This is a genomic window from Thalassovita autumnalis, from assembly GCF_001458255.1.
Classification (GTDB): Bacteria; Pseudomonadota; Alphaproteobacteria; order Rhodobacterales; family Rhodobacteraceae; genus Thalassobius; species Thalassobius autumnalis.
Genome location: NZ_CYSB01000041.1, coordinates 159,483 through 182,542, shown reverse-complemented (window position 1 = coordinate 182,542; position 23,060 = coordinate 159,483). Strand labels below are relative to the sequence as shown.

Genomic DNA, 23,060 nt, shown 5'->3' with positions numbered 1-23,060 from the left:
GTAACGATCAGGTTTGGATGGAGAGGCCGCATGAGCGAGAAACCCGTCAGTGAGATGAGCTTTGAAGATGCGATGCGAGAGCTGGAAACCGTTGTTGGCCAGCTGGAGCGTGGCGATGTTGCGCTTGAGGATTCCATCAAGCTCTATGAGCGTGGCGCAAAGTTGAAAAAGCGCTGCGAGGCTAAGCTGAAAGAGGCCGAGGAAAAAGTGGCTGCGATCACTTTGGATGGTGAGGGCCAGCCCAACGGCCTGAATGCGGTCGAAGGTCTTTAAGTGTTTGAAACCCGTTTGAAAGACGCCGCATCGCAGGTGCAGGCGCATCTGGATGATGTGATTGGCGCCATGGGTGATCTGCCGGTGGTGCAGGCGATGTCCTATGCCAGTGCGGGCGGTAAACGGCTGCGGGCCTTTCTGGTGTTGGAAAGCGCCCGGTTGCATGGAATTGCGCCGGAACAGGCGATTTGGGCTGCGGCCTCGGTTGAGGCGCTGCATGCCTACTCGCTGGTGCATGATGATCTGCCGGCGATGGATGATGATGACCTGCGGCGCGGTTTGCCGACCGTCCATGTGAAATGGGATGAGGCCACCGCGGTTCTGGCGGGTGATGCGTTGCAGACGCTGGCGTTTGAATTGCTGGCGCGGCCAGAAGCCTCAGCCGATCCGCTGGTGCGGGCGGAACTGGTGCTGCGGATGGCCCGTGCGGTGGGTGCTGAGGGCATGGTCAAAGGCCAGGCCTTGGATATTGCAGCTGAAACAGCGACAACACCGCTGACGCTGGAACAGATCACCGAACTGCAGGCCGGGAAAACCGGGGCGCTGATTGAATGGTCGGCCTGTGCCGGTGCGGTGCTGGCGGGGGCGGACACCGAAGCGCTGAGCATCTATGCCCAGAAACTGGGGTTGGCCTTTCAGATCTGGGACGATGTGCTGGACGTCGAAGGGGATGTGGAAACCGTTGGCAAGGCGGTGGGCAAAGACGCCGATGCCGGCAAAGCGACCTTCGTTTCGCTGCTGGGGTTGGATGCGGCAAAATCCCGCGCGCAAACCCTCGTGCAAGAGGCCTGTGTTGCGCTAGGTTCTTACGGAGATGAGGGCGAAACCTTGCGGCAAGCAGCGCGTTTCGTTATCTCGCGACACAGCTAGAATCCCACCCCGGAGGGGGCCATGTCAGATAGACCCAATACACCGCTTTTGGACCAGGTGAATGTGCCTGCCGATCTGAAGCGTTTCAACGACGCTCAGCTGCGCCAGATAGCGGATGAGTTGCGGCAGGAAACCATTTCCGCCGTGTCGGAAACCGGCGGCCATCTGGGCGCAGGCCTTGGGGTGGTTGAGCTGACCGTGGCGATCCATTCGGTCTTTGATACCCCGCGGGACAAGCTGATCTGGGATGTCAGTCACCAGAGCTACCCGCATAAGATCATCACCGGTCGTCGCGATCGGATCCGCACCCTGCGTCAGCAGGACGGGCTGTCTGGTTTCACCAAACGCTCTGAATCGCCCTATGACCCGTTTGGCGCGGCGCATAGCTCCACCTCAATCTCGGCAGGTCTTGGCTTTGCGGTGGCGCGGGATCTGGGGGGCAGCCCTGAGGCCGGTCTTGGCGATGCCATTGCGGTGATCGGCGATGGCTCCATGTCGGCTGGTATGGCCTTTGAGGCGATGAACAACGCGGGCCATTTGGGCAAACGTCTGTTTGTGGTGCTGAACGACAATGACATGTCGATCGCCCCGCCGGTGGGCGCGCTGTCGAACTATCTGAACCGTCTTTATACCGTTGAGCCGCTGCAGGATATCAAGCAGGCCGCCAAAGGGGCGGTTAGCCTGTTGCCGGAACCTTTCCGCGAGGGCGCCAAACGCGCCAAGGAAATGCTGAAAGGCATGACCATTGGCGGCACGTTGTTTGAAGAGCTGGGCTTCACCTATGTGGGGCCAGTTGATGGCCACGACATGCCGCAATTGTTGCAGGTCATGCGCACCTTGAAGGCGCGCGCGACCGGCCCGGTGCTGATCCACGTGCAAACCAAAAAGGGCAAAGGCTATGCCCCGGCCGAAGCCGCATCGGACAAGGGGCACGCCACGGCCAAGTTTGATGTGCTGACCGGCAAGCAGCACAAAGCCGCGTCCAACGCGCCCAGCTATACCAGCGTGTTTTCCAAGGCCCTGCTGGTGGAGGCCGCGGTGGATGACAAGATCACCGCAGTGACAGCTGCGATGCCGGACGGGACCGGTCTGGGTCTGTTCGCGGAACGTTATCCCAGCCGCTGTTTTGACGTGGGCATTGCTGAACAGCACGGCGTGACCTTTGCCGCCGGTCTGGCGGCCGGGGGGATGAAGCCGTTCTGCGCGATGTATTCGACCTTCCTGCAGCGCGGCTATGATCAGGTGGTGCATGATGTTGCCATTCAGCGGCTGCCCGTCCGTTTCGCCATCGACCGCGCCGGTTTGGTTGGCGCCGATGGGGCCACCCATGCGGGCAGCTTTGATGTGGCCTATCTGGCAAACCTGCCGGGGATGGTGGTCATGGCTGCGGCGGATGAGGCTGAGTTGATGCATATGGTGGCGACCGCCGCTGCGCATGATGAGGGGCCGATTGCCTTCCGTTACCCGCGTGGTGAAGGCGTCGGCATCGACCTGCCCGAACGTGGCACCCCGCTGAAAATTGGCAAGGGCCGCATCATTCAGGACGGCAGCCGTGTTGCGATCCTGTCCTTCGGCACCCGCCTGCAGGAGGTCATGCAGGCCTGTGACCGGCTGGCGGCCAAGGGGATCACCCCAACCGTGGCTGATGCCCGTTTCGCCAAACCGCTGGATGAGGATCTGATCCGCGATTTAGCTGCGAACCATGAGGTTCTGCTGACGATTGAGGAAGGCGCTATTGGCGGTTTCGGCAGCCACGTGGCGCAGTTCCTGGCCGAAGAGGGCGTTTTTGATCACGGTCTGAAGTACCGCTCGATGGTGCTGCCGGACATCTTCATCGATCAGGCCAGCCCGAAAGCGATGTATGATGTGGCGGGTCTGAATGCGTCGGATATTGAAGCGAAGGTGCTCAAAACGCTGAACATCGCCTCGATCGGTGAAAAGCGCGCCTGACTCGCAGCACAACCCAAGGCTTATAGAGCGCTACCTCTAGGGGTAGCGTTTTGCGTTATTAGGGGCCAACACGGACGAAATTGACGTCAAATCAGCCCAAAACCGGAAAAACATTGATTTTTTTCCGAATTTTGGGGCAGTTTGGTAAGATACCAGTTCAAATTTTTTATCGGCTTTGTGGGGCTGCTCCACGTTTATTCAAAGCCAACCTGAAACGCCGGCCGTGACCGGCCGAAGCCTGTTTTGGAGATTTGATGATGAAGACACTGCTCGCCTCTGTTGCCAGCCTTTCTGCATTTTGTGCTCCCGCGTTTGCCGGGAACGTTGAAGCGGCTGCGATGGATCCCGAAGTGATCGAGGCCGCTGCCGCCTCATCCGATGGGGGAATGGTTGTTCTGGGGATTATGGTTGCTGTACTGTTGCTGACAGCACTCAGCAGCACGAGCACGCCGCCTGTGCCCACCTAAGCATCAGTTTATCTGCAAGTTTGACCCGTACCCGTTTCCAGGGTTCCCTGGTTTATGGTGGGCGGCTTCCGCCCATCTTCGGCGTCTCAAATCCACCCAATCCAACTGGAGGAATTGAAATGAAGAAATTTTTTGTCGTCCCTGCGCTGATGGTCCTGCTGGCATCACCGGCTGCTGCAGGTAGCGTTGAAGCAGCTGCGATGGATCCTCAAGTGATCGAGGCTGCGGCGGCATCCTCATCGGATGAGGGGTTTGTTGTGATGGGCATCATGGTGGCCATCCTGCTTCTGGCAGCTTTGAACAGCAGTTCGCCTTCGATGTACGCCCTCGACGGCTGAGATCAATCAGTTCCAGCTCATATTGCGTGTGGGGCATCGCGCCGCGCACGTAAAACGATACTGAGGCGCAAAATCAACAGCTTCCGATTCATAATCGAGGGAGGTGCCCCATTGCTTGAGAGTGGCGGGTGAAACAGGCACCACTGTGGCCGGAAAATAGAATCGTATTTTAGGGAGCCCCCGATGAAACGTCTCGCCACCGCCACTCTTGCCATTGCTGCAATGACTGTTCCTGCCTTCGCCGGCAACATGGACCCAGCTGTCATGGATCCGGAAGTGATTGAAGCCGCCGCTGCCTCCTCTTCGGACGGTGGCCTTGCTGTAATGGGCATCATGGTTGCCGCGCTTCTGTTGGCTGCACTCAGCTCGAACACACCAGCGCCCACTCTGTTGCCGTAAGGGCATCCTTAGCGCTGAAGTTTGAGAAATGGCCCCGCTGGGGCCATTTTTATGTCTGCTGCTCCGCTTTCAGCAATGCAGACAAACCGCTGCGATAATCGGGGTATTGCAGCACGACCCCCAATTCATCCTTGATACGATCGTTCCGCACCCGCTTGGACTCGGCGTAGAAACTGCGCGCCATCGGCGTCATTTCGGCGGTTTCGAAATCAACGGCTTCGGGCACCGGCATCTGCAACAGCTCTGCGGCATAGGCGATGACATCTTCGGGCGGGGCAGGGTCATTGTCACAGAGGTTATAGGCAGCGCCGGGATTGGGCCGGTTGATGGAGGCCTCCAGCACTTGCGCGATGTCATCGACATGGATGCGGCTGAAAACCTGGCCCTCTTTGATGATCCGCCGCGCGGTTCCGTTGCGCACTTTGGCAAAGGGCCCACGGCCGGGCCCGTAGATCCCAGCCAGACGGAAAATATGCAGCGGCAGGTTTGGGATTTTCTGCCAGGCGGCTTCGGCCTCGACCCGCAGTTGGCCACGTTTGGTCGAAGGGGTCAGCGGCGTGGCCTCATCCACCCAGCCGCCCTGATGGTCGCCATAAACACCTGTTGTCGAGAGGTAACCCACCCAGTCAAATGCCGCCGCAGGGGTGGTGATCTGATCACGGTAGCGGTTCAAAACGGGATCGCCGTCTGGCCCAGGACCGGCTGAGATCAGCAGGTGACTGGCACTCGCGATGTGATTGCTCAGATCCTCGTCCCAGAGCACCGGTTCAACACCGGCGGCGCGCAGCGCATCACATTTTTCAGCCTTGCGGGTGGTGCCGATGATACGCCAGCCCTGCGGCACCAGCCGTGCCGCCAGCGCCACAGCGGAAAATCCATGGCCGAAAGAAAGCAGTGTCTTGGTCATGTCGTCCCTATTTTCTATGTGTCCTTTAGGCTGGGTCCGGCCCCAACAGGGCATCGGTCACCTCGCAGCGCTGCCCGTCATAAAACATATCCAGCACTTGGGCAAAGACCGGTGGGGCTTCTTTGACTGTGGCAAAGAGCGTGGCTGAGCTGCGCAGCTTTCGGGCGTCGACCTTGCCCATGATCATTTCGGCGGGCTGATCCAGATGCTGCAACAGCAGATCCATCATGTGCACCAGACGTGGCCCCAGCACATCATGGTGCAGGTAAGCCTCTGCTTCGGCCAGGTTTTCGATCCCATAGTAAATTGCATAGTCCGACCGCCCCAGACCAACCAGTTGCGGGTAGATGTACCACATCCAATGAGACATCTTGCGGCCCTGTGAAATCTCACGCGCGGCATCGTCATAGTTGCGGGATTGCGCCTGCACAAAGCGGGATAGATCGTAGTTCATCGGTCCTCAAACGTCAGCGGGTGGGGTGGCACCCAGGCGCATCTAGCGGTGTCACGGTCAGAATGGCGAAATCCGCGCTGAGGCGAAAGACCTCCATACCAAAGAGAGCGTTGGGTCCCCCTGCCACAAAGCATCAAGCACCCCGTGCACCCTTCTTTTGTTGCCTCATCGGCCGCTTTGTCACGGGGAATGGTTGAACCTGCGATCTACCCATGTCAACGTCAGGCGAAAAAGGGAACGCGCAATGCCCAATACTTCACAGGATGTTTTGATTGAAACGCCGGTGCTGCCGGCCGCAGAACAGTTTTCAGACGCAGCCGAAGCCGTTGATCGGCTGGAGTTGCTTTATCGCGGGGCGACTGAATTTTTGTCCCAGCACTTTCGCGCTACATTGGCCTCGGGCCAGGCAGATCGCCGGTATCGGGCATTTTATCCCGAGGTGCGGATCACCACGGTCACCCATGCCAAGGTCGACAGCCGCTTGAGCTTTGGCCACGTGTCACAGCCCGGCACCTTTGCCGCCACAATCACCCGCCCGGATCTGTTCCGCAATTACCTGCAGCAACAGATTGGCCTGTTGATCCACAACCACGGCGTTGCGGTAGAGGTGGGCCTGTCGACCACGCCGATTCCGGTGCATTTTGCAGTGGCGGGACAGGGCGACATCACCGTGCCGCAGGAAGGCGCGGCGCAGTTTATTCTGCGTGATGTCTTTGATGTGCCGGATCTCAACACCACCAATGATGACATCGTGAACGGCACCTATGAGGTGCCCGCCGATGGCACGATGCCGCTGGGCCCGTTTACGGCGCAGCGGGTGGATTACTCACTGGCCCGTCTCAGCCACTATACTGCGACAGATCCTGAGCATTTCCAGAACCACGTGCTGTTCACCAACTACCAGTTCTACGTGTCCGAGTTCGAAGCCTACGCCCGCAAAATGCTGGCGGATCCTGACAGCGGCTATACCGCCTTTGTTGCCACTGGCAACGCTGAGATCACGGCGGCTGATCAGCCCTTGGCCAAGTCTGAGAAGATGCCGCAGATGCCAACCTACCACCTGAAACGGGCGGACGGGTCGGGCATCACGCTGGTCAATATCGGGGTGGGGCCGTCAAACGCCAAAACCGCCACTGATCATATCGCGGTGCTGCGGCCGCACGCCTGGATTATGGTCGGCCATTGTGCCGGTCTGCGCTCCAGCCAGAGCCTTGGTGATTTTGTCCTCGCCCACGCCTATCTGCGCGAAGATAAGGTGCTGGATGACGACCTGCCGGTCTGGGTGCCGGTGCCGGCTTTGGCGGAAATTCAGGTGGCGATGGAACAGGCCGTGGCTGAGGAAACGCAGCTGGATGGTTATGACCTGAAACGGGTCATGCGCACCGGGACTGTGGCCAGTCTTGACAACCGAAACTGGGAACTGCGCGATCAAACCGGACCGGTTCAGCGTCTCAGCCAGTCACGTGCCATCGCCCTTGATATGGAAAGCGCCACAATCGCCGCTAATGGCTTCCGGTTTCGGGTGCCTTACGGAACTTTGCTCTGTGTGAGCGACAAACCGCTGCATGGTGAGCTGAAACTGCCGGGAATGGCCTCAGACTTCTATAAAACACAGGTTTCGAGGCATTTGCTTATTGGCATTCGGGCCATGGAAAGGCTAAGAAATATGCCGTTGGAACGCATCCATAGTCGGAAACTGCGCAGTTTCGATGAAACAGCGTTCCTTTGACTGAGGGTAAACCAGTGTTTTTTGCTAGTTTTGGCGTGGTTGCAGAACACAATTCGTTGTGTTTATACGCTATATAACGTTAACTATGCGCGAAGAGGCCCAAGTGATCGGGCGAATTAAGGAGACCTAAAAAATGGCAAAACCGATGACCAAGACTCAGCTGGTAGCTGCGCTGGCCGAGGAAATGGGCGCGGAAAAGAAAACCGCAAGCGCTGCACTGGACGCTGTTGTGTCGATCATCACCAAAGAAGTATCGGGCGGCGGTGCCGTAACCCTGCCCGGCATCGGCAAAATCTACTGCCGTGAGCGCCCTGAGCGCATGGTGCGCAACCCTGCCACCGGTGAGCAGATCAAAAAAGAAGCGGACAAGGTTGTGAAAATGACCATCGCGAAAGCGCTGAAAGACAGCGTAAACGCCTAAGTCTGCATCTGTCAGAATTACGGAAAGGGTCGCCTCAGGGCGGCCCTTTTTGGTTTTTGGGATGTGCCGCTGCCGCCTTCACAGGAACTTCTGCACCTCAATCACATAGCCGTTCGGATCTTCGCAGAAGAAACTGTAGATGCCGAACTGTTCGATCTTTTCAGGGGCGCCATGCAATGTGGCGCCCTTGGCCTGCAGCCGGGAATGCCAGCCATCCACATCCTCGCGCAGCAGGGTGATCATGCTGCCCTCCGGGTTGGCGCGGCGGTTTTCAAATTCCCGGCACACGCCGATCAGCGCCTGATCGCCCGCCTGATAAATCCGCGCCGCGCCTGCATCGCGCCACAGCGGCAGCTCCAGCACGTCGCCGTAGAACCGGGCGGCTTCCTCCAGATCTTTGCAATAGACCCAGGTGATCATTCCCGCATCTGTTCCTGTTTGCTGCATCGTCCACTCCGTAGTTCTGCGGCTTGTGATTGCTGATTTGCGCGTGTTAGCTGACGCGCAGGAAATCATCAGGCAGAAGGCAGGGCAAGGAATGAACGCAGGTGCGATTGGTCTGGGGCTGGCCTTTGCCTTCATGTGGTCTTCGGCGTTCACCTCTGCGCGGGTGATTGTGGAATATGCACCGCCGATGGCATCGCTGTCTCTGCGCTTTCTGGTGTCGGGGCTGATCGGTATCGCCATCGCCCGCGCGCTAGGGCAGAGTTTCCGCCTGCCCCCTGCACAATGGCGCGCCACGATCCTGTTCGGGGTCTGTCAGAATGCGCTGTACCTTGGCCTTAATTTTGTTGCGATGCAGTGGGTTGAGGCCTCGCTCGCGTCGATCATCGCCTCAACCATGCCGCTGATGGTGGCGGTTGCCGGTTGGGTGGTGTTCCGTGAAAAACTGCCGAAACTTGCCATGGCTGGCCTGATCCTGGGCATCATCGGTGTGGTCCTGATCATGGGCGCGCGGATGGGGGCGGGTGTCGATATGCTGGGGGTTGCCCTGTGTTTCATCGCCGCCGTGGCGCTGACCATTGCCACGCTGGCGGTGCGCGGTGCGTCCTCCGGTGGCAATGTGATGGTCATCGTTGGCCTGCAAATGCTGATCGGCTCCGCCGTGCTGGCCGTGCCCGCAGCGATGCTGGAAACGATCGAGGTGACCTTCAGCTGGCAACTTATCGTGGCGTTCCTCTACACCACATTTGTGCCGGGACTGGCGGCAACCTGGGTCTGGTTTACCTTGGTCAATCGCATCGGCGCGGTGAAGGCGGCAACCTTCCACTTCCTCAACCCGTTTTTCGGCGTGGCGATTGCCGCCGCCCTGTTGGGCGAAAGCCTGGGCGTGCTGGATGTGATCGGTGTGGCGGTGATTGCAGCGGGCATTCTGGCGGTACAGCTCTCCAAACAGAAAGCGACATAATCCCCCACGAGGACGTGATCCCGCGTCAGGGTATTGTCGGATGACTTTGCGCGCCGGTCCAAGCATTTTGGCAGCATGGAATTGGTGTTTGGATATCTTGCCGGTCTGTTGACCCTGATTAACCCCTGCGTGCTGCCAGTGCTGCCGATTGTTCTGGCGGGTGCCTTGCAGGCGCATCGGCTGGGGCCCGTCGCGCTGGCATTGGGTATGGGGGTCAGCTTTGTCAGCTTCGGCCTGTTGGTCAGCGGCTTTGGCTTTGCCCTCGGCATTGATGCGCAGATGATTTCCGACGCGGGTGCGGTTTTGATGATCGGCTTTGGTCTGATCCTGCTGGTGCCCCGGTTTTCCAGCGCATTCAGCACCGCAACCGCGGGCATCGCAGCTTCTGCTGATGGTCAGATGAACAGCGTTGATCATACCAGCCTGCGCGGCCAGTTTCTAGGTGGCCTGCTGCTGGGCGCGGTTTGGAGCCCCTGTATCGGCCCCACATTGGGCGGCGCTATCTCGCTGGCCTCACAAGGGGGTAGCCTGCTTTGGGCAGGGGCGATCATGGTCAGCTTCGCCGCTGGCGTAGGCACGATCATTCTGGCGCTGGGCTATGGCGCACGCGGGCTGTTGATCCGCCACAAAGGCGCCATGCGCCTGATCGCCGAAAAGGCGCGACCGGTGATGGGTATCGTGTTCCTGGCGGTTGGTTTGGCCTTGTTATTCCGTCTGCAACACTATGCTGAGGCCTGGGCGGTGAACGCCTTGCCTTATTGGTTGCAGGATCTCTCTGTTCGCTTCTGAAGAAGGATAAGATTATGAAACGTCGCGATTTTATGGCCCTTGGCGCCGCAACACTGCTGACCGCCGGCGCGGCATGGGCAGAACCGCTGGACTACACCGAAGGTCTGGCCAAGGCGCATCTGGCCAAGGGTGAGGTGGTCTTCCTCGACTTCAAGGCGGATTGGTGTTCGACCTGTGCGGCGCAGGAACGTGCGATCACGGCGCTGATGGCGGAAAACCCCGAATATGCTGAGAAGATAACCTTCATCAACGTTGACTGGGACCAGTTTGGCCGGTCCGATCTGGTGAAAGAGCTGCGGATCCCCCGCCGCTCCACCCTGGTGGCGCTGCAGGGTGATGCGGAGATTGGCCGTATCGTGGCAGATACCAAGAAAAGCACCATCAAGGCGCTGATGGATCAGGCGCTGGCGGCTTACTCCTAAGGCAAAGCGCTGCGCGTCAGGTCAGCACAAACAACAGGGTGGAGAGCGTGAAAAACGCCCCCACCGTTGCGGTGAGCAGGGCTATGGAGGCCACGCCTTCATGGCCGTATTCCTGCGCAAAGACAACATAGAGCACCAGCATTGGCATCGCGGCGGAGATCACCACCGCGGTCCACATATCTGGGCTGAGCGCCGGCATGCCGATGAGCGGCAAGAGAGCAGCGGCAAGGATCACCATCGCCGGGTTCACAATCAGCTTGCCGATCAGGATCTGCACCGCCAGTGACATTTCCCCCCGCAGCGGCAGCCCGACCAGCGAACCGCCGATCATCACCAGCGCCAGGGCCGATGCTGATGCGGCCAGCATATCCAGCAGGCGATAGCCCGCATCCGGCAGATCAATATCCAACAGAAGCAGCAACAGCCCAGTCAGCAACCCGATGAACATCGGCCGTTTCAGGATGGATAGAAACAGCCCGCTCAGCATCTGCAGCTTGGTGCGATCATCCCGGTCACGCGCGCCCTCCAGGAACATCAGGCCCAGAGGGATCAGCAGAAAATTTTCCACGATAAAGTTCAGCGCCAGGACGATGCCGGCATGGTCCGGCAGGATCAGCAACATCACAGGATAGCCCACATAGGCCGAGTTGGGGCAGCAGCTGCCCATCGCGCCAATTGCGCGCCGTGCAGGGCCGGTGCCCTGCAGCCACAGCACCAGATAGACCAGACCAAAGGTGGCCAAGCCCCCGAGGGCAAAGACCAGCGCGTAGTCCAGTTGCAGCACATCAGCCAGATCGCGTTTCGCCACCGCACCACACAGCAGCGCCGGCAGCGCGATGTTCAACACGTATTTGCCAAGGATCTTCATATCGCTCTGGGCAAAGACGCCAAAGCGCACCGCGCTGTATCCCAGCGCAATGGTGGCGAAGATCGGGAAGGTGATGCCAAGGATGTCGAACATGTCAGCTTTCTTCAGGGGCCCAATGGGCAGGCGCATCCGCCCCGATTTCCGCCGCCAGATCGTTTAGAAATGCCTGCATCAGCGCCGTGCGTTCCGATGCGATCTGTTGCCCGGTGCGGGTCAGCATACCCTGACCCAAACGCAGCAGTTTCAGCGGGAAGTGATCCAGCGCCTGCTCCTTGTCATCCAGGTCACGCTGTCGCGCAAACGGGTCCGCTGGATCGTAAAGCGGCCGCCCCAGCGCGCCTGAAACAGCGAAACAGCGGGCCAGCCCAATCGCCCCAATCGCGTCCAGCCGATCGGCATCCCTGAGGATCTGTGCCTCAAGCGATTTAGGCTCTATTCCAGCCGAAAAGCTGTGTGCTTCGATCACATGGCGGGCTGCGGAAACCTCCGCAGCGCTATAGCCCAGAGCCTGCAAATGTGGCGCTGCGGCGGCAGCGGCCAGGGTTGAGGCCTCGGCCCGGTTTGGGGCGTCCTTGGGTAGGTTGACCAGATCATGCAGATAGGCCCCGGCCAGCAGGATCCGCAGATCGCCACCCTCAGCAGCGGCGATGCGCTGGCAGGTGGCCCAGACCCGGTCCAGATGCGCCAGATCATGGGCGCTGTCCTGCGCCATCTCCCGCGCGGCAATAGCCCGCAAGGCCTCGCGCAGCGCGTCCATCAGCCGATCTGACCGCGGTTTTCGCCGATCTGGCCACGATGCAGCAGCAGGTGGTCCAGGATCACACAGGCCATCATCGCCTCGGCGACAGGCACGGCACGGATGCCGACGCAGGGGTCATGGCGCCCTTTGGTGATCACCTCAATCGGTGAGCCATCTTTGCGGATCGACTGGCGCGGGGTCAGGATCGATGAAGTGGGCTTCACCGCGAAACGCACAACGACATCCTGCCCGGTGGAAATACCCCCCAGAATGCCACCCGCGTGGTTCGAGGAATAATGCGGCAGGCCATCATTGCCCATGTAGATCTCATCGGCGTTTTCGGTGCCTTTCAGGCGCGCTGCGGCCATGCCTTCGCCGATCTCAACACCTTTTACGGCGTTGATTGACATCATCGCGGCCGCCAGATCGGTGTCCAGCTTGTTATAGATCGGTGCGCCAATCCCGGCGGGAACGCCACGCGCAACCACCTCGATCACTGCGCCAACGCTGTCATGATCCTTGCGCAGCTTCTGCAGGTAATCTTCCCACTTCTGCGCTTGTTCTGGGCCTTGCGGGATCCAGAAATCGTTCTGCTCAATCGCGTCCCAGTCAAAGGCGTCGCGGTCGATCTCCATCTCCCCCATCTGGGTCATGTAGCCCTTGATCTCCAGCCCCGGCACCAGCGCCTTGATTGCCTCGCGCGCAACGCCACCGGCCGCGACACGGGCCGCGGTTTCGCGGGCCGAAGAGCGGCCGCCTCCGCGGTAATCGCGGTTGCCGTATTTCTGGTGATAGGTGATGTCGGCATGACCGGGGCGGAAGGTCTGGGCGATGTCGCCATAGTCCTTTGAGCGCTGATCGGTGTTTTCGATCATCAGCTGGATCGGCGTGCCGGTGGTTTTGCCTTCAAACACGCCAGATAGGATTTTCACCGCGTCGGGTTCGTTCCGTTGGGTGGTGTTTTTGTTCTGACCGGGGCGGCGTTTGTCCAGCCACACCTGCAGCATTTCGGGCGTAACGGGCACCTCAGGCGGGCAGCCGTCCACGGTGGCGCCCAGGGCCGGCCCGTGGCTTTCGCCCCAGGTGGTGACACGGAAAAGATGACCGAAAGAATTCATGCTCATGTGGGCGCCCTCTTTGTTTTCAACCCCTTTAGCGGGATTGCACATAAGGGGGAAGGGAGAAGGCAAGAAAGTGAGGCCAGAGCGCCATGCTGAGACATAAATCACCACCTTCGGGGGCTGCCAGCGGTCCTATCGCGCAGCCAAAGCGCACAGGCGCATTCAGGCGTTGTCATCACCGGCGCGCCGCACTAGGTTCTGCCCCACCTCGGGGTGCCTGAACCACAGGCTGAGATGCATCATGCGAACCCGTAGAACCTGATCCGGTTAACACCGGCGGAGGGAAGGCCCGGCATCTCAGATTCGAGACGTCCCCACACTCCGCCCTGCCAAGAATGGAGTGATACAGATGAAGTATCTTACCCTTGCCACGGGACTGCTTGCCACCACCGCCACCGTCGCTGTGGCCGACACGCCCGTGCTGACTGTTTATACCTATGACAGCTTTGTGTCCGACTGGGGCCCGGGCCCTGCCGTTGAAAAGGCTTTTGAGGAAACCTGCGGCTGCGATCTGCAGCTGGTTGGTGCCGGTGACGGCGCCGCCCTGCTGGGCCGCCTGAAGCTGGAAGGCGCCCGCACTGAGGCGGATGTTGTGCTGGGTCTCGACACCAACCTGACCGCCGCCGCGCTGGACACTGGTCTCTTTGCTGAACATTCGGTTGAGGCCGAGTATGACCTGCCGATCGACTGGGCAGACAGCACCTTTGTTCCTTATGACTGGGGCTATTTTGCCTTTGTTCAGAACGCCGATCTGGACGGTCCTGCGGACTTCAAAGCGTTGGCTGACAGTGACCTGAAAATCGTCATTCAGGATCCCCGTTCCTCGACCCCCGGTCTGGGCCTCCTGATGTGGGTGAAGACCGCCTATGGGGATGAGGCCCCGGCGATCTGGGCTGGTCTGGCGGACAATATCGTCACCGTGACCAAAGGCTGGTCCGAGGCCTATGGCCTGTTCCTGGAAGGGGAGGCCGACATGGTGCTGTCCTACACCACCTCGCCAGCCTATCACCTGATCGCCGAAGAGGATGACAGCAAAACTGCAGCTACCTTCAGCGAAGGTCACTACATGCAGATCGAAGTGGCGGGTAAAATCGCCGGGTCCGATCAGCCTGAACTGGCCGATCAGTTCCTGTCCTTCATGGTTTCGGACGCATTCCAGTCGATCATTCCGACCACCAACTGGATGTACCCGGCTGTTGTGCCTGCCGCTGGCCTGCCTGAGGGGTTTGAGACGCTGATTCAGCCGGAAAAGTCTCTGATTCTGCCATCTGCCGAGGCCCAGCCCGTGCGTGATGCGGCGTTGGCCGAGTGGCTGGGCGCGCTGAGCAAATGATCCGCAGCTGGCCCGGTTTCTTGGCGGCAGGGCTCGTCCTGCTGAGCCTGATCGGGCCACTCATCGCGGTGTTTCTCCGCGCCGGAGAGGCTGGATTTTCTGACCTCTCCTTCAGCGCCGCCGATCAGGCGGCGCTTCGGTTTTCCTTACTGCAATCGTTCCTGTCTGCCAGCCTATCGGTGCTGTTGGCGATCCCGGTGTCCCGGGCCCTGGCGCGGCGGCGGTTTCGCGGTCGAGCGATCTTGATCACCCTGTTGGGCGCGCCGTTTATCTTGCCGGTGATTGTCGCCGTCATGGGGTTGCTGGCGGTTTTTGGGCGTTCGGGCATCCTATCGGATCTGCTGGCCCTCTTTGGCCTGCCACCTGTGCAGATCTACGGGCTGCACGGTGTGGTGCTGGCCCATGTGTTTTTCAATCTGCCCCTGGCCACGCGCATCCTGTTGCAGGCCTGGCAGGATATCCCGGCAGAACGGTTTCGGCTGGCGGCGTCGCTGAACCTGCGCGGCTGGCAGAGCTTTCGCGTGCTGGAAGCGCCGATGCTGATCCGGGCCCTGCCCGGTGCCTGGCTGGTGATCTTTGCGCTGTGTCTCAGCAGCTTTGCGGTGGTCTTGGTTCTGGGTGGTGGCCCCAAGGCGACCACAATTGAGTTGGCGATCTATCAGGCCTTCCGCTTTGATTTCGATCTGGCCCGCGCTGCTATGTTGGCGATGGTGCAGACTCTGCTGGTGGGCATCGTTGCGCTTGTCGCCCTGCGTCATGACGCCGGTCAGGCGCTGGGCGGGGGGCTGGACCGCGTGGTGCAGCGCTGGGATGCCAGCACCGCTGTGGCGCGGGCTTTGGATGCCTGTGCTCTGTTTCTGGCAACTGCGTTTCTGATCCTGCCCATCGCGATGTTGGTCTGGGATGGGCTGCTGGGGCTAGCGCAATTACCACCGCAGGTCTGGGCGGCTTTGCGGATCTCAACCATCGTGGCGCTGAGCTCAACCGCACTGTGTCTGGCCCTGGCCGTGCCGATTGCGCTGGGCGCAGTCCGTCATCCCCGGTTGGAGGCTGTCGGCCTGTTGGGCATCGTCAGTTCTCCCCTTGTGCTGGGTACGGGGCTGTTCTTGATGACCCACCCCTTTGCCAACCCGATCGATCTGGCCTTTGCGGTCACCACATTGGTCAATGCCTTGATGGCGCTGCCGTTTGCCCTGCGGGTTCTGGTGCCCGCGCTGCGGCAGAGTGAGGCGGATTTTGGCCGCCTGGCCGATACGTTGGATCTGCGCGGCTGGGCGCGGTTGCGGTATCTGTTGCTGCCCCGGGCGCGGCGCCCCTTGGGGTTTGCGGCCGGGCTGACGGCGGCCCTGTCGATGGGGGATCTGGGGGTGATCGCCCTGTTTGCAGATCCCAACCGCGCGACCTTGCCCCTGCAGATGTTCCGCTTGATGAGCGCCTACCGGATGGAGGCTGCGGCAGGGGCCGGGTTGCTGTTGCTGTTTTCCAGCCTCGCGCTGTTTTGGATTTTTGACCGAGGAGGCCGTGGCCATGTTGAGGCTTGAGCATCTGACCCTGACCCAAGGGGGCTTTGCCCTCAGCGCGGATCTGTCGGTGGCGACCGGCAGCAAACTGGCGCTGATCGGCCCCTCAGGGGCGGGGAAATCGACCCTACTGAACCTCATTGCCGGGTTTTCCGCGCCGGATCAGGGGCGGGTGTTGTGGCAGGATGCGGATCTGACGGATCTGCCGCCGGGGCAACGACCAGTGTCGATCCTGTTTCAGGACAACAATCACTTCCCGCATCTCACCATCGCGCAGAACGTCGGGCTGGGGCTGCGCCCTGATCTGAAACTGTCCGAGGATGAACAGCGTCAGGTGCGCGAGGCGCTGCACCATGTGGGGCTTTCAGGCATGGAGGGGCGCAAGCCCGGCACCCTGTCCGGCGGGCAGCAGAGCCGTGCGGCATTGGCGCGGGTGCTGGTTCAGAAACGGCCGCTGATTTTGTTGGACGAGCCCTTTGCTGCGCTGGGGCCGGCGCTGAAGGTTGAGATGCTGCAACTGGTGGATCAGGTGGTGCAGGAAACCGGCGGGACGCTGATCATGGTCAGCCATCAGCCCGAAGATGCCAAAGCCATTGCCAGCCATGTTTCGGTGGTGGCCGGGGGCACCGTCACCGCGCCGATTGCGACGGATCAGCTGTTTGCCAATCCACCACAGGCCTTGCGCGATTATCTGGGGGGCTGACGCCTCAGTCCAGTTTGCGGGCTTCGTCGACCAGCATGATCGGGATGCCATTGCGGATCGGGAAGGCCAGATTGGCCGGTTTGGAAATCAACTCCTGTGCCTCGGCGTCATAGTCCAGCCGCCCATGGGTGACGGGGCAGATCAGCGCTTCTAGCATGCGGCGGTCAAAGCTGTGGGTGTCGCTCATTGCAGGATTTCCTCATCTTTCCCCCCGCGTAGCGCAAATTCGATCAGGGTGACAAGGGTTTCCCGCCGGGTTGAGAGGCTGGGCGCCTCCAACAGGGCCTGTTTATCCTCTGGTGCGAAGTCCAAAATCATCGCCAGTGAGTTGATCATCAACTCATCGTCGGTATCGCCCAGACTTTCCCAATCGGTGTCCAGCCCCTTGAGGGTGAAATACCGCTCCAGCAGGCCAAGGAAGGATTTGCGGTTGAACAAAGGGTCATGTTCTTCGGGGCCGCGATCCGCTTCGAACCCGTCCCAGCGCACTTCGCAGCGGCGATAGGGGCTGAAGGTGGTCATCTCCCCGCGCACGCGGAACCGGGAAATGCCGGTCAGGGTGATCATGTAGCGCCCATCCTCGGTTTCCGAGAATTGGGTGACACGCCCCGCGCAGCCGATCTTGTGCAGCTTACCGTCATCCTTGCTGCCCGGCCGGGCGCAGGGTTGCACCATACCGATCAGTCTGGACGGCGTTTTCAGGCAATCCTCAAGCATGGCAAGATAGCGCGGCTCAAAGATATGGAGCGGCAGGCGCGCCCGGGGCAGCAGAAGCGCCCCGGGGAGCGGGAACACGGGGATCGTGTCTGGAAGTGCGACCTTGGGTGTCATGGCTGAGTAAGATAGGCCGCGCCGTGGCTCAGGCAAATATCAATGAGCTGAGTTTGCGTCGGCCATTCAGAACCACCGGGTCATTTCCGGGCAGCGCATCAAAGATGGTGAACAGCTGCTGCTTGGCCGCGCCGTCATTCCATTCGCGGTCCCGTTTGAACAGTTCCAGCAACTCATTCACCGCCTCTTCGACCTGACCTGCGGCATGCAACGCGCCTGCCAGATCAAAGCGGGCTTGATGGTTGTTCTCATCCGCGGCCAGTGCGGCTTTCAACTCATCCAGCGGGCCCGAGTTGGCGGCCTGACGGGCCAGTTCCAGCTGAGCAAAAGCAGCTTCAATCGGCGCCTCCGAGGAGATTTCTGCAGGAACGCCGTTCAACACGGCCTCGGCCTGATCCAACTCACCAACAGCGATCTGGCACCGTGCCAGGCCGCCATAAGCAATGGCATTGTTGGAATCTTCTTCGATCACGGCGGCGTAGATCTGCGCGGCATCTTCCACGGCACCGTCGTTCAGCATCTCTTCGGCCGCTTCCAGCGCACCGTCCAGACCACCGCTGGCATCGCCGCCGCCGGCCTCGATCACTTTTTTCACAAAAGCATCCAGCTCCGAGGCGGGCACCGCCCCCTGGAACATGTCCACCGGGCGACCTTTGACAAAAGCGACAACGGTTGGGATCGATTGCAACGGCAGACCCTGCTGGGCCAAAGCCGCGGCCAGCTGCTGGTTCTGATCTACGTCGATCTTGGCCATCTTGACCGCGCCATTGGCCTTGGTCACGGCCTCTTCCAGCATCGGGCCCAGCGTCTTGCAGGGGCCACACCAGGGCGCCCAGAAATCCACAATCACCGGCACCTCATTGGAGGCATCGACAACATCTGCCATGAAGTTGGCTTCGGTGACGTCTTTGATCAGATCAGCCGCAGGGGCCGCGTTTTGTCCAAGTTCCAGCATGGTGCTATCCCGGCTAAATTCGTTTGCCCCTTATATGAGGGGCAATGCGTCGAATTCAAAGGGGCAAATGCGTCTTAGACGGGTTTGCTGACCTCAGAGGTCAAACGTCGCAAAGACCGGCGCGTGGTCTGACGGTTTTTCCCAGCCGCGGGCGTCGCGCAACACGCGGCTGCCGTGACCGGCGTTTGAAATGTCGGGCGTGGCCCAGACGTGATCCAGACGGCGGCCCTTGTCGGCGGCGTCCCAGTCGCGGGCGCGGTAGGACCACCAGCTGTAGAGCAGCCCTTCGGGAATGTCCTGACGGGTCACATCAACCCATTTACCGGCCTCCATCACCTCATGCAGGTGATCGACCTCAATCGGTGTGTGGCTGACGATTTTCAGCAATTTTTTGTGATCCCAAACGTCATCTTCGCGCGGGGCAATGTTCAGATCGCCGACCAGAATGGATTTTTCCGGTGCGTTCTTGGCAAACCAGTCGCGCATTTCGGTCAGGTAGTCGAGTTTCTGGCCAAACTTCTCGTTGATCTCACGATCCGGTTTGTCACCGCCCGCAGGGACGTAGAAATTGTGGATCGTCACCCCGTTTTCCAGCCGCCCCGCGATGTGACGGGCATGGCCGAGGCTGGCGAAATCTTCGCTGCCGGCCTCCTCAATCGGCAGTTTCGACAGGATCGCCACACCGTTGTAGCCCTTCTGGCCACGCGCCACCATGTGGTGGTAACCCAGCTCCTTGAAGGCCTCCATCGGGATCTTCTCAACCGGGCTCTTGCACTCCTGCAGGCACAGTACATCGGGGCTTTCTTCTGCCATCAGCTTGCGGACAATCGGTTCACGCAGGCGGACCGAGTTGATGTTCCAGGTGGCAAGGGTGAAGGACATGAGGCTGCTCCGATACTGGGGTTGCGATAGGGGTAGCACGGAGAACAGGGCGTGAACACCCCCTCTGGCCCAGCAATCAATTCTTGCCTCACAGATGCAGTTTTTTCTTGCCAAACACCGGCGATTGCGATCACCGTTTTCCGACAAGACCATGAAAGGAAGTCAGATGCCAGTTGTGGTTGGGCGCCAATCGGGGCACCCCTACAAAAAGGTTCATGACTGGTGGCCACCGCCTGCGGTGCGTGCCGCCTGAATAGGAATTCCCCCTTAAAATCAAACCTTTCTTTCATGGAGAACCCCATGACGCACGCAACGCTTTGCGCCGATAAGGCCGTGGTGCAGCTGACCTTTTCCGATGGTGCAACGGGCACCTACCCCTTCCTGTGGCTGCGCGATAATGATCCCGCAGGATTTCACCCCGACACCAAGGAACGTGTCGCTGATCTGACAGCGATCCCGTTGGATATTCGGGTGACCGAAGCCTTGATCGAGGACACCGATCTGTCCCTGACCTGGGAAGATGAAACCGCTACCCGCTATAGCCTTGACTGGCTGGCGGCCCACCGCCCCGGGCATCGTCTTGCGGATCCTGCAAAAACCGGCGTCACCACGTGGCGCGCGGATATGGTGGCCGATGCGGTGCCACGCCTGCATGCTGCGGATGTGTTGGCCTCAGATGCGGCGTTGCGCGATTGGCTGATGGCCACGCAGCGCAGTGGCCTGTCAGTGATCGATGGTCTGCCCGATGATCGTGAGGCCGGAATTGATGTGGCCAAACGCATCGGGTTTCTGCGCGAAACCAACTTTGGCGTCACCTTTGAGGTGAAGTCAAAACCGAACCCCAACAATCTGGCCTACACCCCGATTGCCCTGCCGCTGCACACCGACCTGACCAATCAGGAACTGCCGCCCGGATTCCAGTTCCTGCATTGTCTGGCCAATGAGGCGACGGGCGGTGGATCGCTGTTCAGCGATGGTTTTGCTGTCGCTGAGGATCTGCGCACGCAGGACCCGGAAGCCTTTGAGCTGTTGTCGACCATTTCGGTGCCGTTCCGGTTCCACGATGGTGAATATGACATCCGGTCACGCAAGAAGGTGATTACGCTGGATGAAGATGGCGCGCTGAAAGAGATCTGTTTCAACGCGCATATTGCCAGCATCCTCGACATCGATCCTGATCTGATGCCGCAATATTATCGCGCTTATCGCACCTTCATGCAGATGAGCCGCGATCCGGCCTATCTGGTGACCTTCAAGCTGAAGGCTGGCGAAATGGTGATCTTTGACAACCGCCGTGTCCTGCATGGGCGCGAGGCGTTTGATCCCAACACCGGCTATCGCCACTTGCGCGGATGCTATGTGGATCGGGGTGAGTTCGAAAGCCGCCTGCGCGTTCTGGCGCGTTAGAGCTGGCGACCGAGATCTTTGATCTTAAGAGAGAGGGGCGGTTCCTAGCGGGCTGCCCCTTTTCAATTTGAAGCCCTTCGGTAACCTTTCCTAAGGAAGGGTTAATCGGCCCGTTAACAGCGCGTTAAGGAAGCTTTGCCAAAATTTATCTCGAAGTTGTCCAAGTTTTTATGAAACTCATTCTGTCTTCGGGGGCGCCAATGGACGTCATGGATTTTGTCATAGTGATGTATGTGGTGGCGACGGTGTTTGCACTTTGCATGACCTACCGCGAACAGCGCCGCCGCGGCCAGATCACGCCTGTGTTTACGCTGATCGGCTATTGCCTCTGCCTGGTCTGGCCCTTGGTGGTCGCTGTCATGGCGCTGGGCCAATACGCCGGGTTTTTCACTGACGAACCAACACGGCCCGTGCCGCGCCGGGATCTGGTGAAAAAGGGCACATAGCTTCCGCAAGCGGCCAACACGCCAGCACGCACTTGAATGAATCACCGCCAAGCGCTCAGGCGCGGTAACCGCTTTTGCGGGCCTGAGCCCTTGTGTGTGGAGAGGGGGGATAGATGTCCTTTGTTGATCTCAAAAATGAACAGGCTGAGGTGCCGTCGAACCAACGGTTTTTAGCTGGTAATGAATTGCGCCGCGCCGCTTTGGCCGGTGGATTCTACACCCACTATGGCAAGCGCTTGATGGATATCACATTGGTGCTGCTGGCTGCCCCGGCGGTTCTGGCGGCTGCGATTGTCATCGCTGTTCTGGTCTCACTGGATGGATCATCCCCAATCTTTCGCCAGTGGCGTGTCGGTCGGCATGGTCGGCTGTTCCGCATGTGGAAGTTTCGCAGTATGGTGCCTGAGGCCGAGGCGATGCTGCGGGCCCATCTGGTGAAATACCCGGACGCCGCAGCGGAGTGGCATCATTACCAGAAACTGAAACAGGACCCCCGGATTACACGAGTCGGTGCCGTACTGCGCCGTACATCGCTGGATGAGTTGCCCCAGCTGTGGAATGTGCTGAAAGGTGAGATGAGCCTTGTGGGCCCGCGTCCGATGTTGCCCGAACAACAATCGCTTTATACCGGGCAGGCCTATTACAGCCTGCGCCCGGGTCTGACCGGGCCATGGCAAGTCTCTGACCGAAATGCCTGCGGCTTTGCCGATCGCGCCGGGTTTGACAGCAGCTATCTTGATGAGATGAGCCTCAGCTCCGACCTGCGCTTGATCGGGGCGACCCTGCCGGTTGTTGCCAAAGCATCGGGGCAATGAAGTGACGCGACAAAAGCCCGATCACTCGTAGTGAAACTGTCATTTTTTGTTGTGCCAAAAAAGTACCCGGGCAAAGCCCGGGTCAGTCCAACAGGGAGGTGCACAACATTAGCCGGTTGTGCGACGGCAACCCAATCAATGGCGGGGGAGGGAGGAAGTTGCCATTGATATTTGGTATTCAGATAACGCCGAATAGTCTTTAGGCAACTAATTTATAGCCGCCGGATTCGGTGATGAGAAGACGCGCATTCGTAGGGTCAGGTTCGATTTTTTGACGCAAACGATAGATGTGAGTCTCTAAAGTATGGGTTGTGACACCCGCGTTGTAGCCCCAGACCTCATGCAGCAGCACATCCCGCGGCACCACACCCTCGGAGGAGCGGTAGAGGAACTTCAGGATGTTGGTCTCTTTCTCGGTCAGGCGGATCTTGCGATCGTCCTCTGTCACAAGGAGTTTCATCGACGGGCGGAAGGAATACGGCCCCAACTGGAACACCGCATCTTCGCTTTGCTCATGCTGGCGCAACTGGGCGCGAATCCGGGCCAGAAGCACCGGGAAACGGAAGGGTTTGGTGACGTAATCATTGGCACCTGCATCCAGGCCCAGGATGGTATCAGCGTCAGAATCATGACCCGTCAACATTAGGATCGGGCTTTTGACACCCTGTTTTCGCATCAGCTTGCACAGCTCGCGCCCATCGGTGTCCGGCAGGCCCACATCCAGGATGATCAGATCGTAAAGACCCTCTTTGACCTTCACCATGGCCTCAGCGCCATTGCCGCCTTCAAAGACGTCGAAGTCCTCGGTCATCACCAGCTGTTCGCTCAGTGCTTCGCGCAGATCGTCGTCATCATCGACAAGCAGGATTTTCTTCAGCTGTGCCATGGGTGGCCCTCCGTTTGCTTGGCATAGACATGCGCTCGCCAAAGCGGTGCGACAAGATTTGCTGCAATCGGCTCACGCGGTCGTGTTTCAGCCCGGCGAAATGTTTCAATCTGTTGCCAAAAGCGCT

28 protein-coding genes and 1 riboswitch are annotated in these 23,060 nt (G+C 59.7%); of the genes, 17 read left to right on the top strand and 11 right to left on the bottom strand.

Annotation, left to right across the window (positions count from 1 at the left end; all coding sequences use genetic code 11):
* Window positions 1-30 precede the first annotated feature (30 nt).
* From TL5118_RS19405 to TL5118_RS19380, 6 genes are all read left to right on the top strand, one after another.
* Window positions 31-273, top strand: coding sequence for an exodeoxyribonuclease VII small subunit (locus TL5118_RS19405; RefSeq protein WP_058243613.1), 243 nt, complete (start codon window positions 31-33; stop codon window positions 271-273).
* A complete protein-coding gene (locus TL5118_RS19400; protein ID WP_058243614.1) occupies window positions 274-1,143 on the top strand; it encodes a polyprenyl synthetase family protein in 870 nt (289 codons plus the stop codon).
* Between the two features lie 21 nt (window positions 1,144-1,164).
* The gene (dxs, locus tag TL5118_RS19395; protein ID WP_058243615.1) at window positions 1,165-3,093 is read left to right on the top strand and encodes a 1-deoxy-D-xylulose-5-phosphate synthase; all 1,929 of its coding nucleotides are present in this window, start codon (window positions 1,165-1,167) and stop codon (window positions 3,091-3,093) included.
* A 254-nt stretch (window positions 3,094-3,347) separates the two neighbouring features.
* Window positions 3,348-3,560, top strand: coding sequence for a hypothetical protein (locus TL5118_RS19390; protein ID WP_131727465.1), 213 nt, complete (start codon window positions 3,348-3,350; stop codon window positions 3,558-3,560).
* 119 nt (window positions 3,561-3,679) lie between these two features.
* On the top strand, window positions 3,680-3,898 hold the full coding sequence (locus TL5118_RS19385) for a hypothetical protein (RefSeq protein WP_058243617.1): 219 nt from the start codon (window positions 3,680-3,682) through the stop codon (window positions 3,896-3,898).
* Between the two features lie 183 nt (window positions 3,899-4,081).
* Window positions 4,082-4,297 (top strand): hypothetical protein, encoded by a 216-nt coding sequence (locus TL5118_RS19380; protein WP_058243618.1) that lies wholly within the window; start codon window positions 4,082-4,084, stop codon window positions 4,295-4,297.
* 49 nt (window positions 4,298-4,346) lie between these two features.
* Here the strand turns inward: TL5118_RS19380 and TL5118_RS19375 are convergent, their stop codons facing one another.
* A complete protein-coding gene (locus tag TL5118_RS19375; RefSeq protein WP_058243619.1) occupies window positions 4,347-5,204 on the bottom strand; it encodes an SDR family oxidoreductase in 858 nt (285 codons plus the stop codon).
* 25 nt (window positions 5,205-5,229) lie between these two features.
* On the bottom strand, window positions 5,230-5,658 hold the full coding sequence (locus TL5118_RS19370) for a DUF1810 domain-containing protein (protein WP_058243620.1): 429 nt from the start codon (window positions 5,656-5,658) through the stop codon (window positions 5,230-5,232).
* A gap of 244 nt (window positions 5,659-5,902) precedes the next feature.
* Here TL5118_RS19370 and TL5118_RS19365 point away from each other — a divergent pair, with 244 nt between their 5' ends.
* A complete protein-coding gene (locus tag TL5118_RS19365; RefSeq protein WP_058243621.1) occupies window positions 5,903-7,387 on the top strand; it encodes an AMP nucleosidase in 1,485 nt (494 codons plus the stop codon).
* Between the two features lie 133 nt (window positions 7,388-7,520).
* Window positions 7,521-7,808 (top strand): HU family DNA-binding protein, encoded by a 288-nt coding sequence (locus TL5118_RS19360; RefSeq protein ID WP_058243622.1) that lies wholly within the window; start codon window positions 7,521-7,523, stop codon window positions 7,806-7,808.
* 78 nt (window positions 7,809-7,886) lie between these two features.
* Here TL5118_RS19360 and TL5118_RS19355 read toward each other — a convergent pair whose 3' ends face one another.
* Window positions 7,887-8,255: a VOC family protein gene (locus tag TL5118_RS19355; RefSeq protein WP_165590070.1), complete on the bottom strand. Its 369-nt coding sequence runs from the start codon at window positions 8,253-8,255 to the stop codon at window positions 7,887-7,889.
* A 91-nt stretch (window positions 8,256-8,346) separates the two neighbouring features.
* Here TL5118_RS19355 and TL5118_RS19350 point away from each other — a divergent pair, with 91 nt between their 5' ends.
* The 3 genes from TL5118_RS19350 to TL5118_RS19340 all read left to right on the top strand — a co-directional run bounded on the left by TL5118_RS19350 (window position 8,347) and on the right by TL5118_RS19340 (window position 10,427).
* Window positions 8,347-9,216: a DMT family transporter gene (locus TL5118_RS19350; RefSeq protein ID WP_058243624.1), complete on the top strand. Its 870-nt coding sequence runs from the start codon at window positions 8,347-8,349 to the stop codon at window positions 9,214-9,216.
* Between the two features lie 75 nt (window positions 9,217-9,291).
* The gene (locus tag TL5118_RS19345; RefSeq protein WP_058243644.1) at window positions 9,292-10,005 is read left to right on the top strand and encodes a cytochrome c biogenesis CcdA family protein; all 714 of its coding nucleotides are present in this window, start codon (window positions 9,292-9,294) and stop codon (window positions 10,003-10,005) included.
* 14 nt (window positions 10,006-10,019) lie between these two features.
* Entirely contained in the window at window positions 10,020-10,427 is a 408-nt protein-coding gene (locus tag TL5118_RS19340; protein ID WP_058243625.1) for a thioredoxin family protein, read from the top strand.
* 16 nt (window positions 10,428-10,443) lie between these two features.
* On the opposite strand, the gene TL5118_RS19335 is transcribed toward TL5118_RS19340, so the two are convergent.
* The 3 genes from TL5118_RS19335 to aroC are packed head-to-tail and all read right to left on the bottom strand — an operon-like array spanning window position 10,444 to window position 13,158.
* On the bottom strand, window positions 10,444-11,388 hold the full coding sequence (locus TL5118_RS19335) for an AEC family transporter (RefSeq protein ID WP_058243626.1): 945 nt from the start codon (window positions 11,386-11,388) through the stop codon (window positions 10,444-10,446).
* Window position 11,389: 1 nt separating this feature from the next.
* Entirely contained in the window at window positions 11,390-12,052 is a 663-nt protein-coding gene (locus tag TL5118_RS19330) for an HD domain-containing protein (RefSeq protein WP_058243627.1), read from the bottom strand.
* Window positions 12,052-13,158, bottom strand: a complete 1,107-nt coding sequence (aroC, locus tag TL5118_RS19325) for a chorismate synthase (RefSeq protein WP_058243628.1) — start codon at window positions 13,156-13,158, stop codon at window positions 12,052-12,054. The genes TL5118_RS19330 and aroC overlap by 1 nt, the downstream gene beginning before the upstream one ends.
* A 196-nt stretch (window positions 13,159-13,354) precedes the next feature.
* Window positions 13,355-13,457, top strand: a riboswitch (TPP riboswitch).
* A 47-nt stretch (window positions 13,458-13,504) separates the two neighbouring features.
* Here aroC and thiB point away from each other — a divergent pair.
* From thiB to thiQ, 3 genes are read left to right on the top strand one after another with little or no spacing between them, the layout of a single operon-like run.
* Entirely contained in the window at window positions 13,505-14,488 is a 984-nt protein-coding gene (gene thiB / locus TL5118_RS19320) for a thiamine ABC transporter substrate binding subunit (protein ID WP_058243629.1), read from the top strand.
* The gene (locus TL5118_RS19315; RefSeq protein ID WP_058243630.1) at window positions 14,485-16,029 is read left to right on the top strand and encodes a thiamine/thiamine pyrophosphate ABC transporter permease ThiP; all 1,545 of its coding nucleotides are present in this window, start codon (window positions 14,485-14,487) and stop codon (window positions 16,027-16,029) included. The genes thiB and TL5118_RS19315 overlap by 4 nt, the downstream gene beginning before the upstream one ends.
* The gene (gene thiQ / locus TL5118_RS19310; protein WP_058243631.1) at window positions 16,016-16,711 is read left to right on the top strand and encodes a thiamine ABC transporter ATP-binding protein; all 696 of its coding nucleotides are present in this window, start codon (window positions 16,016-16,018) and stop codon (window positions 16,709-16,711) included. The genes TL5118_RS19315 and thiQ overlap by 14 nt, the downstream gene beginning before the upstream one ends.
* 4 nt (window positions 16,712-16,715) lie before the next feature.
* On the opposite strand, the gene TL5118_RS19305 is transcribed toward thiQ, so the two are convergent.
* The 4 genes from TL5118_RS19305 to TL5118_RS19290 all read right to left on the bottom strand — a co-directional run bounded on the left by TL5118_RS19305 (window position 16,716) and on the right by TL5118_RS19290 (window position 19,379).
* The gene (locus TL5118_RS19305) at window positions 16,716-16,898 is read right to left on the bottom strand and encodes a Trm112 family protein (RefSeq protein ID WP_058243632.1); all 183 of its coding nucleotides are present in this window, start codon (window positions 16,896-16,898) and stop codon (window positions 16,716-16,718) included.
* Window positions 16,895-17,542 carry an LON peptidase substrate-binding domain-containing protein gene (locus tag TL5118_RS19300; protein ID WP_058243633.1) on the bottom strand — a complete coding sequence of 216 codons (648 nt, stop codon included), beginning with the start codon at window positions 17,540-17,542 and terminating at the stop codon, window positions 16,895-16,897. Before TL5118_RS19300 ends, TL5118_RS19305 begins: the two co-directional genes overlap by 4 nt.
* 28 nt (window positions 17,543-17,570) lie before the next feature.
* On the bottom strand, window positions 17,571-18,497 hold the full coding sequence (locus tag TL5118_RS19295) for a thioredoxin family protein (RefSeq protein ID WP_058243634.1): 927 nt from the start codon (window positions 18,495-18,497) through the stop codon (window positions 17,571-17,573).
* 93 nt (window positions 18,498-18,590) lie between these two features.
* Window positions 18,591-19,379 carry an exodeoxyribonuclease III gene (locus tag TL5118_RS19290; protein ID WP_058243635.1) on the bottom strand — a complete coding sequence of 263 codons (789 nt, stop codon included), beginning with the start codon at window positions 19,377-19,379 and terminating at the stop codon, window positions 18,591-18,593.
* A gap of 300 nt (window positions 19,380-19,679) precedes the next feature.
* Here TL5118_RS19290 and TL5118_RS19285 point away from each other — a divergent pair, with 300 nt between their 5' ends.
* From TL5118_RS19285 to TL5118_RS19275, 3 genes are all read left to right on the top strand, one after another.
* Window positions 19,680-20,786, top strand: coding sequence for a TauD/TfdA family dioxygenase (locus tag TL5118_RS19285; protein WP_058243645.1), 1,107 nt, complete (start codon window positions 19,680-19,682; stop codon window positions 20,784-20,786).
* Window positions 20,787-20,986: 200 nt separating this feature from the next.
* Window positions 20,987-21,232 carry a hypothetical protein gene (locus TL5118_RS19280; protein ID WP_058243636.1) on the top strand — a complete coding sequence of 82 codons (246 nt, stop codon included), beginning with the start codon at window positions 20,987-20,989 and terminating at the stop codon, window positions 21,230-21,232.
* A gap of 113 nt (window positions 21,233-21,345) precedes the next feature.
* A complete protein-coding gene (locus TL5118_RS19275) occupies window positions 21,346-22,047 on the top strand; it encodes a sugar transferase (protein ID WP_082626278.1) in 702 nt (233 codons plus the stop codon).
* Window positions 22,048-22,246: 199 nt separating this feature from the next.
* Here TL5118_RS19275 and TL5118_RS19270 read toward each other — a convergent pair whose 3' ends face one another.
* On the bottom strand, window positions 22,247-22,933 hold the full coding sequence (locus tag TL5118_RS19270) for a response regulator transcription factor (protein WP_058243637.1): 687 nt from the start codon (window positions 22,931-22,933) through the stop codon (window positions 22,247-22,249).
* Window positions 22,934-23,060: the final 127 nt, after the last annotated feature.

What these genes read in the sequence shown, in the direction of transcription:
- TL5118_RS19405 (WP_058243613.1), top strand. Translation starts at nt 31, where the DNA reads ATGAGCGAGAAACCCGTCAGTGAGATGAGCTTTGAAGATGCGATGCGA.
- dxs (WP_058243615.1), top strand. Translation starts at nt 1,165, where the DNA reads ATGTCAGATAGACCCAATACACCGCTTTTGGACCAGGTGAATGTGCCT.
- TL5118_RS19390 (WP_131727465.1), top strand. Translation starts at nt 3,348, where the DNA reads ATGATGAAGACACTGCTCGCCTCTGTTGCCAGCCTTTCTGCATTTTGT.
- TL5118_RS19385 (WP_058243617.1), top strand. Translation starts at nt 3,680, where the DNA reads ATGAAGAAATTTTTTGTCGTCCCTGCGCTGATGGTCCTGCTGGCATCA.
- TL5118_RS19380 (WP_058243618.1), top strand. Translation starts at nt 4,082, where the DNA reads ATGAAACGTCTCGCCACCGCCACTCTTGCCATTGCTGCAATGACTGTT.
- TL5118_RS19375 (WP_058243619.1), bottom strand. Translation starts at nt 5,204, where the DNA reads ATGACCAAGACACTGCTTTCTTTCGGCCATGGATTTTCCGCTGTGGCG.
- TL5118_RS19370 (WP_058243620.1), bottom strand. Translation starts at nt 5,658, where the DNA reads ATGAACTACGATCTATCCCGCTTTGTGCAGGCGCAATCCCGCAACTAT.
- TL5118_RS19365 (WP_058243621.1), top strand. Translation starts at nt 5,903, where the DNA reads ATGCCCAATACTTCACAGGATGTTTTGATTGAAACGCCGGTGCTGCCG.
- TL5118_RS19360 (WP_058243622.1), top strand. Translation starts at nt 7,521, where the DNA reads ATGGCAAAACCGATGACCAAGACTCAGCTGGTAGCTGCGCTGGCCGAG.
- TL5118_RS19355 (WP_165590070.1), bottom strand. Translation starts at nt 8,255, where the DNA reads ATGCAGCAAACAGGAACAGATGCGGGAATGATCACCTGGGTCTATTGC.
- TL5118_RS19350 (WP_058243624.1), top strand. Translation starts at nt 8,347, where the DNA reads ATGAACGCAGGTGCGATTGGTCTGGGGCTGGCCTTTGCCTTCATGTGG.
- TL5118_RS19345 (WP_058243644.1), top strand. Translation starts at nt 9,292, where the DNA reads ATGGAATTGGTGTTTGGATATCTTGCCGGTCTGTTGACCCTGATTAAC.
- TL5118_RS19340 (WP_058243625.1), top strand. Translation starts at nt 10,020, where the DNA reads ATGAAACGTCGCGATTTTATGGCCCTTGGCGCCGCAACACTGCTGACC.
- TL5118_RS19335 (WP_058243626.1), bottom strand. Translation starts at nt 11,388, where the DNA reads ATGTTCGACATCCTTGGCATCACCTTCCCGATCTTCGCCACCATTGCG.
- TL5118_RS19330 (WP_058243627.1), bottom strand. Translation starts at nt 12,052, where the DNA reads ATGGACGCGCTGCGCGAGGCCTTGCGGGCTATTGCCGCGCGGGAGATG.
- aroC (WP_058243628.1), bottom strand. Translation starts at nt 13,158, where the DNA reads ATGAGCATGAATTCTTTCGGTCATCTTTTCCGTGTCACCACCTGGGGC.
- thiB (WP_058243629.1), top strand. Translation starts at nt 13,505, where the DNA reads ATGAAGTATCTTACCCTTGCCACGGGACTGCTTGCCACCACCGCCACC.
- TL5118_RS19315 (WP_058243630.1), top strand. Translation starts at nt 14,485, where the DNA reads ATGATCCGCAGCTGGCCCGGTTTCTTGGCGGCAGGGCTCGTCCTGCTG.
- thiQ (WP_058243631.1), top strand. Translation starts at nt 16,016, where the DNA reads ATGTTGAGGCTTGAGCATCTGACCCTGACCCAAGGGGGCTTTGCCCTC.
- TL5118_RS19305 (WP_058243632.1), bottom strand. Translation starts at nt 16,898, where the DNA reads ATGAGCGACACCCACAGCTTTGACCGCCGCATGCTAGAAGCGCTGATC.
- TL5118_RS19300 (WP_058243633.1), bottom strand. Translation starts at nt 17,542, where the DNA reads ATGACACCCAAGGTCGCACTTCCAGACACGATCCCCGTGTTCCCGCTC.
- TL5118_RS19295 (WP_058243634.1), bottom strand. Translation starts at nt 18,497, where the DNA reads ATGCTGGAACTTGGACAAAACGCGGCCCCTGCGGCTGATCTGATCAAA.
- TL5118_RS19290 (WP_058243635.1), bottom strand. Translation starts at nt 19,379, where the DNA reads ATGTCCTTCACCCTTGCCACCTGGAACATCAACTCGGTCCGCCTGCGT.
- TL5118_RS19285 (WP_058243645.1), top strand. Translation starts at nt 19,680, where the DNA reads ATGACGCACGCAACGCTTTGCGCCGATAAGGCCGTGGTGCAGCTGACC.
- TL5118_RS19280 (WP_058243636.1), top strand. Translation starts at nt 20,987, where the DNA reads ATGGACGTCATGGATTTTGTCATAGTGATGTATGTGGTGGCGACGGTG.
- TL5118_RS19275 (WP_082626278.1), top strand. Translation starts at nt 21,346, where the DNA reads ATGTCCTTTGTTGATCTCAAAAATGAACAGGCTGAGGTGCCGTCGAAC.
- TL5118_RS19270 (WP_058243637.1), bottom strand. Translation starts at nt 22,933, where the DNA reads ATGGCACAGCTGAAGAAAATCCTGCTTGTCGATGATGACGACGATCTG.